Annotated in this window: 10 protein-coding genes and 1 pseudogene; 3 read left to right on the plus strand and 8 right to left on the minus strand. The window is 73.0% G+C overall.

Going from position 1 to position 10,405, the window contains the following annotated elements:
• Both ABD353_RS37945 and mce read right to left on the minus strand, forming a co-directional pair.
• Nucleotides 1–2,095, minus strand: a pseudogene (locus ABD353_RS37945) (hypothetical protein); the annotation flags it as partial.
• A 471-nt stretch (nt 2,096–2,566) separates the two neighbouring features.
• Complete coding sequence (gene mce / locus ABD353_RS37950) at nt 2,567–2,998, minus strand: methylmalonyl-CoA epimerase (RefSeq protein ID WP_344628294.1); 432 nt, start codon at nt 2,996–2,998, stop codon at nt 2,567–2,569.
• A 296-nt stretch (nt 2,999–3,294) separates the two neighbouring features.
• Here mce and ABD353_RS37955 point away from each other — a divergent pair, with 296 nt between their 5' ends.
• Both ABD353_RS37955 and meaB read left to right on the plus strand, forming a co-directional pair.
• On the plus strand, nt 3,295–4,473 hold the full coding sequence (locus ABD353_RS37955) for an acetyl-CoA C-acetyltransferase (protein ID WP_344628287.1): 1,179 nt from the start codon (nt 3,295–3,297) through the stop codon (nt 4,471–4,473).
• An 83-nt stretch (nt 4,474–4,556) separates the two neighbouring features.
• Nucleotides 4,557–5,519 carry a methylmalonyl Co-A mutase-associated GTPase MeaB gene (meaB, locus tag ABD353_RS37960; RefSeq protein WP_344628288.1) on the plus strand — a complete coding sequence of 321 codons (963 nt, stop codon included), beginning with the start codon at nt 4,557–4,559 and terminating at the stop codon, nt 5,517–5,519.
• A 216-nt stretch (nt 5,520–5,735) separates the two neighbouring features.
• Here meaB and ABD353_RS37965 read toward each other — a convergent pair whose 3' ends face one another.
• The 5 genes from ABD353_RS37965 to ABD353_RS37985 form a co-directional block, all read right to left on the minus strand.
• Nucleotides 5,736–6,251, minus strand: a complete 516-nt coding sequence (locus ABD353_RS37965) for a MarR family winged helix-turn-helix transcriptional regulator (RefSeq protein WP_344628289.1) — start codon at nt 6,249–6,251, stop codon at nt 5,736–5,738.
• Between the two features lie 79 nt (nt 6,252–6,330).
• Complete coding sequence (locus ABD353_RS37970) at nt 6,331–7,107, minus strand: AIM24 family protein (RefSeq protein ID WP_344628295.1); 777 nt, start codon at nt 7,105–7,107, stop codon at nt 6,331–6,333.
• Between the two features lie 290 nt (nt 7,108–7,397).
• Nucleotides 7,398–8,048, minus strand: coding sequence for an AIM24 family protein (locus ABD353_RS37975; protein ID WP_344628290.1), 651 nt, complete (start codon nt 8,046–8,048; stop codon nt 7,398–7,400).
• On the minus strand, nt 8,048–8,686 hold the full coding sequence (locus ABD353_RS37980; protein WP_263103614.1) for an AIM24 family protein: 639 nt from the start codon (nt 8,684–8,686) through the stop codon (nt 8,048–8,050). The genes ABD353_RS37975 and ABD353_RS37980 overlap by 1 nt, the downstream gene beginning before the upstream one ends.
• 89 nt (nt 8,687–8,775) lie before the next feature.
• Nucleotides 8,776–9,567, minus strand: coding sequence for a DUF2127 domain-containing protein (locus ABD353_RS37985; protein WP_344628291.1), 792 nt, complete (start codon nt 9,565–9,567; stop codon nt 8,776–8,778).
• A gap of 173 nt (nt 9,568–9,740) precedes the next feature.
• Here ABD353_RS37985 and ABD353_RS37990 point away from each other — a divergent pair, with 173 nt between their 5' ends.
• On the plus strand, nt 9,741–10,061 hold the full coding sequence (locus tag ABD353_RS37990) for a DUF3817 domain-containing protein (RefSeq protein ID WP_344628292.1): 321 nt from the start codon (nt 9,741–9,743) through the stop codon (nt 10,059–10,061).
• A gap of 81 nt (nt 10,062–10,142) precedes the next feature.
• Here ABD353_RS37990 and ABD353_RS37995 read toward each other — a convergent pair.
• Nucleotides 10,143–10,405, minus strand: a 263-nt coding sequence (locus ABD353_RS37995; RefSeq protein WP_344628293.1) for a M4 family metallopeptidase, incomplete at its 5' end; no start/stop codon positions are given.

Below are 10,405 nucleotides of genomic sequence, written 5' to 3' on the forward strand. Positions count from 1 at the left end.
CCGCGGCGGCGGCCTCGCGGCGGACCCCCTCGGCGGCATCCTCGGCGCCGTCGCGGCGGGCCTCGGCGGCCTCCTCGGCGTCGGCGCGCATCCGCTGCACGTCCTCGGCCGCGGCGCGGCGCAGGTCGGCGGTCTCGCGTTCGGCGGCGGTGCGGGTGTCGGCGGCGGTGGCGCGGGCGGTGGCCAGCGACTCCTTGGCCTCCCGGTCGGCGGCGTCGAGGAGCTTCTCGGCCTCGGTGCGGGCCCGGGCGAGGGTCTGCTCGGCGCGGCCCTGGGTGGCGAGCGCCTGGTCCTTCGCCTCGGCGCGCAGCCGCTCGGTCTCGGCGGCGGCGCCGGCGCGCAGCTCGTCCGCGTCCTTCTTGGCGCGGGTGAGCAGCTCCTCGGCGCTCTTGGCGGACTCCTCGATCTGCACGACGGCCTGGCGGCGGGCGTCGCCGCGGACCCGGTCGGCCTCGGCGGCGGCCTGGGCGCGCAGCTCCTCCGCCTCGGCGCGCAGCCGGGCGGCCTCCTCGTGCATCCGCTCCATCTGCTCGCGGATCGAGGCGGCGTCGTCGAGCGCGGCGTTCTGCGCCTCCTCGACGGCGGCCATCGCCTGCTCGCGCAGCCGGTCGGCCTCGGCGGCGGCCTCGGCGCGCAGCCGGTCGGCCTCGGTCGCGGCCTCCTCGCGGGTGGTGTCGGCGTCCCGGGTGGCCCGGGCGAGCACCTCCTCGGCCCGGCGTGCGGCCTTGGCGAGGTGGACGGCGGCGTCCTTCGCACCGTCGGCGCGGCCGCGCTCCTCGGCCTCGGCGCGCAGCGCCTGGGCGGTGGCCTCGGCCTCGGACCGCAGCGCGGCGACCTCGCCCTCGACCTCGGCCCGCAGGTCGGCGAGCTCCGCCTCGGCCTCGGCCTTCAGCTGGGAGACCACGGACTCGGCGGTGGCGCGCAGCCGCTCGCTCTCCTCGGCGGCGGCGGCCTTGGCGGCGTCGGCCTCGGCCTGCGCGGTCGCCGCGGAGGCCTTGATGATCTCGGCCTCCTTGGTGGCGGCGGCCACCATCTTGGCGATCTCGGCCTTGGCGGTGAGCGAGCGCTGCTCGCTGGCGGCCTCGCCGTCGGCGACCCGCTGCTCGGCGGCGGCCGCGGCCTCGGCCTGCAGCCGCTCGGCGGCGTCCCGGGCGGCGTTGAGCTGGTCGGCGGCCTCCTGGCGGGCCCGCTCGGCCTCGGCGAGGGCCTCGGCGCGGAGCCGTTCTATCTCGGCCTGGGCGCGGGCGAGCGCGGCCTCGGCGCGCTCCTGGTCCTCCAGGGCCTGCCGCTTGAGCTCGCCGATCTCGGCCTGCGCGGCGGCGAGCCGGCGCTCGGCGGCGGCGTGTGCCTGGGCGAGCTGCTGCTGCGCCTCGTTGGCGGCGCTGCCGCGGAGCTCCTCGGCCTGGGCGCTGGCCTGCTGGGCGTGCTCGGAGGCGGCGCGCAGCAGGCGCTCGGCGTCGGTCTGGGCGCGGTGCAGGGCGGCCTCGGCTGCGGCCTGGGCCTCGCCGCGGGCGGCGTCGACGTCGGCGGCGGTCTGGGCGCGGGCCTGGTCGGCGAGCGCGGTGGCCTCGGCGCGGGCGGAGGCCATCATCCGCTCGGCCTCGATGCGGGCCTCCTGCAGCAGGCGCTGGGCCTCCTGCTCGGTGCCGGCCCGGGTCTGCTCCGCCCAGGAGACGTTCTCCTTGACGTGGCGCTCGGCGGAGCGGCGGAACTCGTTGAGCTCCTCCTCCAGCTGGTGGCGCCGGGTGGCGAACTCGGCCTCCAGCCGGGCGGTGCGCTCGGCGGCCTCGGCCATCAGGCGCTGGGTGGCCGCCTGGGACTCGCGCAGCTGGCGCTCGGCGTCGGCGCGGAGCTGCTCGGCCTGCATCTCGGCGGTGCGGAGCAGCTGCTCGGCCTGGCCGGAGACGGAATCGAAGGCGCGCGGCTGAGCCAGCTGCCGTCGGGCCTCGTGCAGCTTGGCCCGGAGCACCTCCACCTGGTAGGCGAGGTCCTCGGCATGCTGGACGGTCTTGTCCCGCTCCTTGCGAGTCCGTTCCATCTCGGCCTCGAACTGGGAGAGGTGATCCTCAACCTCGTAGCGGTCGTTGCCCCGCACTCCGCGGTCCCATCCATCTCCTGGTCGCGTCCTCGACCCGGCCGTACCGACGCCCCATCCCTGCCCGGGGCCGGACCGGCTGGTCCTTGCAGCCGCAGCGCCTGCCACGGTCGGAGTCCGCGGGCGGCGGCGCGCGGCGGTGCCGCGTTCCCTCGTCCGGGTGGACTCCTGGGCGAACTCTTGCCTAGTGGAGAATGGTGACAGATCCGACCAGCGACTGTTCAGCCGTGCCCGCTCAATGGACTCCCCTGCGGCGGGCCCGACCGGGTCTCCCCGTCCGTGACCGCCTTCGGCCGTGCCCCCGCCGGTCCTCCGGCGTACTGGCGCACCTGGGCATTGTAGTGTGCCCGGCTTGCAGCGGAATGGCCGAGTGGAGGTTTTCCGAGGTTACCGACGGGTCGGGAAGGGGGCCGTTGCGGTACGACCCCCTCCGTTTCCGTGCGGCACCGTCCCGGCCGGCGCCGCTGCGGCTCAGTGCTCCGTGCCGGCCGAGGTCACCAGTTCGGTCAGCACGCCGCCGCAGTCCTTCGGGTGCAGGAAGGTGATCCGCGAGCCCATCGAGCCGATCCGCGGCTCGTCGTACAGCACCCGCACGCCCTTGGCGCGGATGTCCGCGGCGTCGCCGTCCACGTCGGCGGTGCCGAAGGCGATGTGGTGCACGCCCTCGCCGTTCTTGGCCAGCCACTTGGCGACCGTGGAGTCCTCGCGGGTCGGCTCCAGCAGCTGCAGGTAGGACGCGCCGCCGTCACCGGTGTCGTTGATCTTGAGCATGGCCTCGCGGACGCCCTGCTCCTCGTTGACCTCGCTGTGGAACACCTCGAAGCCGTACGTCGCGCGGTAGAACTCGACCGTCCTGTCGAGGTCGAAGCAGGCGATGCCGATGTGGTCGATGCGGGTCAGCACGGCGGAGACCTCCATGGTGGGAGTCGACGAGGGTGGGCACCAGTGCAGCGCATGCGGCGGAGCCTTGGCCACCGCCCGCGGTGCGAGCCTGCTCACAGTCTCGCCCCGGGACGGCCCCCGCCGGGCCGCCGGCGAATGTCACCCGGACCACCGTGACACGGTGTTGACTGGAGGGTGACAGTGCCACTGATCACACCCCGGCGCCGGTGACGCACGGGTTACGGGTCAGTACATTGAGCCGCATCCCCACACCCTCATGGCCGACGCGCGAAGGGGCCCGTCTCATGACTACTTCTGTGATCGTCGCAGGTGCACGCACTCCAATGGGCCGACTCCTCGGCTCGCTGAAGGGCTTCTCCGGCGCCGACCTCGGCGGCATCGCCATCAAGGCCGCCCTGGAGCGCGCGGGCATCACCGGCGACCAGGTCCAGTACGTGATCATGGGCCAGGTGCTGCAGGCCGGCGCCGGCCAGATCCCGGCCCGCCAGGCCGCCGTCAAGGCCGGCATCCCGATGAACGTCCCGGCGCTGACCATCAACAAGGTCTGCCTCTCCGGCCTCGACGCCATCGCCCTGGCCGACCAGCTGATCCGCGCCGGCGAGTTCGACGTCGTCGTCGCCGGCGGCCAGGAGTCCATGACCAACGCCCCGCACCTGCTGCCGAAGTCCCGCGAGGGCTTCAAGTACGGCGCGATCGAGATGCTCGACGCCATGGCCTACGACGGCCTCACCGACGCGTACGAGAACATCCCGATGGGCGAGTCCACCGAGAACCACAACACCCGCCTCGGCATCGCCCGCGACGTCCAGGACGCCATCGCCGCGGCCTCGCACCAGCGCGCCGCCGCCGCCCAGAAGAACGGCCTCTTCGACGCCGAGATCGTCCCGGTCGAGATCCCGCAGCGCAAGGGCGAGCCCGTCCTCTTCAGCCAGGACGAGGGCATCCGCGGCGAGACCACCGTCGAGACCCTCGGCAAGCTGCGCCCGGCCTTCACCAAGGACGGCACCATCACCGCCGGCTCCGCCTCGCAGATCTCCGACGGCGCCGCCGCCGTCGTCGTGATGAGCAAGGCCAAGGCCGAGGAGCTGGGCCTGACCTGGATCGCCGAGATCGGCGCCCACGGCAACGTGGCCGGCCCGGACAACTCGCTGCAGTCGCAGCCGTCCAACGCGATCGCGCACGCCCTCGCCAAGGACGGCCTGACCGTCGCCGACCTCGACCTGATCGAGATCAACGAGGCCTTCGCGGCCGTCGCCCACCAGTCGATGAAGGACCTCGGCGTCACCGACGAGAAGGTCAACGTCAACGGCGGCGCGATCGCCCTCGGCCACCCGATCGGCATGTCCGGCGCCCGCCTCGTCCTGCACCTGGCCCTCGAACTGCAGCGCCGCGGCGGTGGCACCGGCGCGGCCGCGCTGTGCGGCGGCGGCGGCCAGGGCGACGCCCTGATCATCAAGGTCCCCGCCCAGGGCTGACCGTTCGGCGTTGACCCCGGGGGCGCACGGCGTGGAGGACCACGCCGTGCGCCCCCGCTTTCCGATCGAGGAGACGGACTCACATGGCCGACGTGGCGACGCTGGTCGAACAGGCGCGCACCGGGCACCCGAGGGCGGTGGCCCGGCTGATCTCGCTGGTCGAGAACGCCGCCCCGCAGCTGCGCGAGGCCATGGCGGCGCTCGCCCCGCACACCGGCCACGCCTACACCGTCGGCCTGACCGGCTCGCCGGGCGTCGGCAAGTCCACCTCGACCAACGCCCTCGTCTCCGCGTACCGCCGCCGCGGCAAGCGGGTCGGCGTGCTGGCCGTCGACCCGTCCTCGCCGTTCTCCGGCGGCGCGCTGCTCGGCGACCGGGTCCGGATGCAGGACCACGCCACCGACCCCGAGGTGTTCATCCGGTCGATGGCCACCCGCGGCCACCTCGGCGGCCTCTCCTGGTCCGCCCCGCAGGCCCTGCGGGTGCTGGACGGCGCCGGCTGCGACGTGATCCTGGTGGAGACCGTCGGCGTGGGCCAGTCCGAGGTCGAGGTCGCCGCCCAGGCCGACACCACCGTCGTCCTGCTCGCCCCCGGCATGGGCGACGGCATCCAGGCCGCCAAGGCCGGGATCCTGGAGATCGGCGACGTCTTCGTCGTCAACAAGGCGGACCGGGACGGCGCCGACGCCACCGCCCGCGAGCTCAACCACATGCTCGGCCTCGGCGAGGGCCGCAGGCCCGGCGACTGGCGGCCGCCGATCGTCAAGACGGTCGCCGCCCGCGGCGAGGGGGTCGACGAGGTCGTCGAGGCCCTGGAGAAGCACCGCGCCTGGCTGTCCGGGACGGGGGAGCTCGCCGTCCGGCGCACCCGGCGGGCCGCCCAGGAGATCGAGGCGATCGCGCTCGCCGCCCTTCGCTCCCGGATCGGGGACCTGCGCGGCGACCGCCACCTGCTCGGCCTCGCCGAACGGGTCGCCGCCGGCGACCTCGACCCCTACGGCGCCGCCGACCACCTCGTCGCCGGCCTCACCGAGAGCACCCGGTAGCGGGCGAGCCCGCGCGAATCGGGGAAGCGCGAAGGGGCGCGGGGAACCGCGCAATCCTGGATCGGCGAGCCTGCGCATCCGGAAAAGCGAAAACAGGGGCGCGGGGAACTGCGCGGGACGGAAGGCCACGGTCTGTGCCTTCCGTCCCGCGCAGTTCCGCCCCCAGCCTTCGGCCGGGAGGTGCCCCCAGCGCCCCTGGGTGGTTGCCCTGCGCCGTCAGGCGCGTCCGCGGAGGGCGCGGAGGTGTTCCGCGACCGGCGCGAGGGCCTCGTAGAGGGCGTCGATCTGCTCCGGGGTGAAGCGGTCGACGAAGTGGCTGCGGACGCTGCGGACGTGGTCCGGCGCGACCTTCTGGAGCGTCTCCCAGCCGGGTTCGGTGAGGTGGGCGTAGAGGCCGCGGCGGTCGCCCGGGCACTCCTGCCGCAGCACCAGCCCGGCGCTCTCCATCCGGGTGATCTGGTGGGAGAGCCGGCTCTTCGACTGCAGGGTGGCGGTCGCGAGGTCGGTCATCCGCATCCGGCGTTCGGGCGCCTCGGAGAGGACCACGAGGATCTCGTAGTCGTTGATGGCGAGGTTGTGCGGCTGGAGTTCGCGGCCGAGCTGGTACTCGAGCAGCTTGCTCACCTCCAGGTGGGCGCGCCAGAACTGCTGCTCGCGGGTGCTCAGCCACGGCGTCTCCTCCGCGGTGGCCGAGGAGGAGACGGCGGGGGCGTCGGTGACGTGCGTGTCCATGACCCCAGCATAGCCGTGCTTGTTAAATGTTGTACAAGTTTACGAATCCAGCCGCGCCCGGTTCACCGGTTCGGCCCCGTCAGAGGCCGAACCTCCGGCCGAGGTCGCCGAGGTTGCCCAGGCCCGGGATGTTGACGTTGGGCAGCTGCTGCCCGCCGCCGTGCGCCCCGGCGCCCGGCTGGTGCGGCACCCCGCTGCCGGGCACGCCCGCCTCGGCGTGCACCACGCCGACCGAGCGCTCGGCCATCAGGGTCTCGGTCGACTGCAGCAGGACCTGGCCGGCCCCGATGAACTCGAACTGGTGCTCCTCGCCGGAGGCGCCGCCGAGCCCGGTCAGGTGGCGGAGCCCGCCGATCAGGCCGTGCATGTAGCCGTGATCGTAGTGGTGGCAGGGCGCGGGGCAGTCGGCCCAGCCGACCAGCGCCTGCGGGTCCACCCGGATGGGGGGCTCGACGAAGTGGACGGGGCCGTTGGAGGCGGCCACGAACTTGCCGGTGCCGATCAGGGTGAGGAAGCCCGGGATGATCGACTGCTTGAGCTTGAGCGTGGGCTCGAAGGCCAGCAGGTTGCCCGAGCGGACGGTGAGGTTGCCGTCCTCCAGGTCGTACGAGTTGAGGTCGAAGGCGCGGTCGGCGAGCAGCAGCTTGCCGCGGCCCTCGGCGACGACCCAGTCGGACGCGTGCAGCGGGGAGTTGAAGTTCCGCTCCAGCATCTGGTCGATGACGCCGCGGCCGATGCCCGAGAAGCGCATCTCGCCGTAGTAGGCGATCATCTTGCCCTTCTGCAGGTAGTACGCGCCGTTGAGGTCGACCGAGAAGGCGTACGGGTTGACGTTGTCGTTGACCGGCAGGCTCATGGCGTCGTGCACCACCGGGCCCTCGCCGCCGTTCTGCGGCAGCGGCGCGCCGTAGTTGCCCTGCGGCGGGGCCGGGTAGGGCTGGCCCTGCGGTGGGTACGGCTGGCCGGCCTGGGTCGGCTGGTACGCCTGCTGGTAGCCGGGCTGCGGCTGGCCCTGCGGCGGGTAGGGCTGCCCCTGCGGCGGGTACGGCTGACCGGGCGGCGGGTAGCCGGGCTGGCCGTAGGGCTGGCCGGGCTGGGGCTGGCCGTAGGGCTGCTGCCCGTACGGCGGCTGCGGCGGGTAGGACATCAGAGCTTCTCCTCGCTCGCCTGCACGTAGACCACTCCGTGGCCGGACAGCTCCAGCTGGAACGCCTCGCCCGAGCCGCGGCCGACCATGTCGCGCCAGCCGAGGGCGGTGGACAGCTTGTTGGTCACCTGGCCGCGGTGGGCCACGTACGCCTGCGGGTCGACGTGCACCGGCTGGCCGGGGCCGATCGGCAGCTCGAACACGCCCCCGTGCGCCATCACGGCGACCGAGCCGTGGCCGTCGAGCTTGGTGGTGAACAGGCCCTGCCCGGTCACCTGGCCGCGGACCATGCCCATGACGCCGCCCTGCTGGCCCATGAACATGGTCGACTGCTGCAGGGTGCCGTCGAAGGCGAGCAGCCGGTCGGCCTCCACGTAGAGGGTGTCGCCGGTCAGCTCGATCACGTGGACGTTGTGGCCGCCGTGGCCGAACATCACGCTGCCCTGGCCCTCGACGGTCATCAGCGGGGTGTCCTCGTTGGCCACCCGGCGTCCGATCATCGACATGACGCCGCCCTGGCCGCCCATCACGTTGGGCGTGAAGGAGACCTCGCCGGTGTAGGCGAGCATCGAGCCGCGCTGGCTGAAGACCCGCTGGCCGGGCATGACCTTCGCCTCGACCATCTTGTTGTTGATCTTGGTGAACGGCATCAGACGTCGCCCCCGAAGGTCATCTTCTCGGAGGGCTGCACGTAGACCAGGCCCTCGCCGGCGAACTCGACCTGCATGGCCTCGCCGCCGCCCTCGCCGATGATCGTCGTCCAGCCCGCGCCCGACTTCAGGCTGCGGTTGAGGTTGCCGGTGTGCGCCACGTACGCACCCGGGTCGACCCGCAGCGGCATCCCCTGGGAGACCCGCAGGATGATCGCCGGGCCCTTGGACGTCAGTGCCGCCCAGCCGTGTCCCTCGACCTTGGTGGTGAACAGGCCGTTGCCGGACGCCATGCCGTTGAGTCCGGTGAAGGAGGTGCCGGTGTGCAGGGTCGCCTCGGTGCAGAGCAGGTTCTCCGACTCGACGTAGAGCGTCTCGCCGTTCAGCCGCACCAGGTTGACCTCGGTGGCCTTGTCGGCGAAGTAGCAGGTGCCCTGCCCCTTCACCTCCATGACCTCCATCTGCTCACCCGTCAGCCGACGCGTGACCATGCCGCGCAGGCCGTCACCGCCGCCGGACATCTTCTTGAAGTTCATCTGGCCCGTGTAGGCCACCATCGTGCCGTTGCGGGCCTTGACCGAGTCTCCCGCCATGTCGACGGCGAGCACCTTGGACCCCTGGAGTCGAAACTGTGCCACCGGGCGAATGTAGCGGCAGCCGGCCCGCACCCGGGAGGGGGCGCGGGCCTCTGGTACCGAGCTGCGACAAATCACACCGGGTCAGGAGGTCAGACGGCCGGGGCCGGCGCCGCCCCGGGGACGGCGCCCGCGGCGGTCTCCACCTCCAGCAGCGAGGCCGAGTGCTTCTCCGCCTCGAAGGCGACCACGCCGCCGCGCAGGCCGAACAGCCGCTTCGACAGCATGATCCACAGCACCGCGAGGACGTTCAGCACCAGCGTGCCGATCTTCAGTGCACTGACGTGCTCGGTGAGTTCGTACACCTCCAGCGGCAGGAAGGCCGCCGTCGCCACCACCGTCAGGTACTCGGCCCAGCGGGCGCCCACCCACAGGCCGGCCGCCTCCACGATCTCGATCAGCGCGTACAGCACCAGCGCGCCGGCCACGATCAGCAGCGTGCCGTGCTTGTACTCGAAGGTCTTGCGGATCGTGTCGACGATCGGCGAGTGCTCCAGGTCCCAGTGGAAGTGGTCGGTGACGGGCCGGAACACCGAGAGGTTCTCGTCGAAGATCCGCCGCACCGCGTCCTGGCTGTTGGAGAACTTCCACACGCCCCAGGCGACGACCAGGATCAGCAGGCCGCGCAGCGCCCGCTCGACCGCGAGGAAGCGCAGGATGAACAGGTCGCGCAGGGCCTTGCCGCGCGGCACCAGCGGCGCCTCGTCGGCCGGGCCGGAGCCGTGCGGCGCGCCGAGCGCGAAGTCCCCGCAGCGCAGGCAGCGCCAGGCGTCGCCGAGCGCGGTGTGCGCGCGCAGCCGGCCGCGCAGGTCGGCCTCGTCGGGCGCGTAGGTGATGTGCCCGCGCCGCGAGCAGGTCCGCCGGTTCCAGTCGATGCGGAACATGTCCACCCCCGTGGTCGGTCGGCCCGGTCGTCGGGCCGTGCCGCAGCAGGATAGGGCCGCCCGCCGTGAGACCGGCCACCCCGGGCCCGGCACGGCTGTTCGGTCGGTGATAATGAACGAGGCTTGTGATCGCGTTCACGAGCTCACTCGCCGACCCCTTCCCGAGGTGACCCGTGAAGACCAGCCCCGCCGTCCACCGCCTGCGACTCGTGTCCGGCCCGGAGGGCCTGTCCTTCCTGCTGCTGCTCGTGTGCTCGGTGCTCAAGCGGACCACCGACTTCAACGCGGTGCCGGTGATGGGCGCGGTCCACGGCGGCCTGTTCGTGCTGTACGTGGTCTTCCTCGCCCTGGCCTGGCAGCAGCAGCGCTGGGACGCCAAGCGCGGCATCGTGCTGTTCGTGCTGTCGGTGCTGCCCACCGGCGGCTTCTTCGCCGAGCGGATGCTCGCCAAGGAGGAGCGCGGCGAGGTGCCCGCGGCGGCCGCCGCGGCCTGACCGCCCCGGAACACCCCCGGAACGAACCGACGGCCGGGCCCCCGCGAGGGAGCCCGGCCGTCGCCGTGCGCGGGGCGGGGGTCAGTTGACGCTGACCCCGCTCCAGGCCGCGCCCACCGCCTTGTACTCGGCGGAGGTGCTGCCGTAGAGGTCCTTCGCCGCGTTCAGGGTCGCGGTGCGGGCCGCCTTGTAGTTGGTGGTGGAGGTCATGTAGACGGTCAGCGCCCGGTACCAGATCTGCGCGGCCTTGGCCCGGCCGATGCCGGTGAGCTTCGCGCCGTTGGAGGTCGGGCTGTTGTAGCTGACGCCGTTGATCGTCTTCGCGCCGCTGCCCTCGGCCAGCA

The organism is Kitasatospora arboriphila (assembly GCF_039528095.1).
In the GTDB taxonomy this organism is placed as follows: Bacteria; Actinomycetota; Actinomycetes; order Streptomycetales; family Streptomycetaceae; genus Kitasatospora; species Kitasatospora arboriphila.

Coding starts and splice junctions, on each gene's coding strand:
- meaB (WP_344628288.1), top strand. CDS start 4,557: ATGGCCGACGTGGCGACGCTGGTCGAACAGGCGCGCACCGGGCACCCG.
- ABD353_RS37975 (WP_344628290.1), bottom strand. CDS start 8,048: ATGCCGTTCACCAAGATCAACAACAAGATGGTCGAGGCGAAGGTCATG.
- ABD353_RS37970 (WP_344628295.1), bottom strand. CDS start 7,107: ATGAGCCTGCCGGTCAACGACAACGTCAACCCGTACGCCTTCTCGGTC.
- ABD353_RS37985 (WP_344628291.1), bottom strand. CDS start 9,567: ATGTTCCGCATCGACTGGAACCGGCGGACCTGCTCGCGGCGCGGGCAC.
- ABD353_RS37965 (WP_344628289.1), bottom strand. CDS start 6,251: ATGGACACGCACGTCACCGACGCCCCCGCCGTCTCCTCCTCGGCCACC.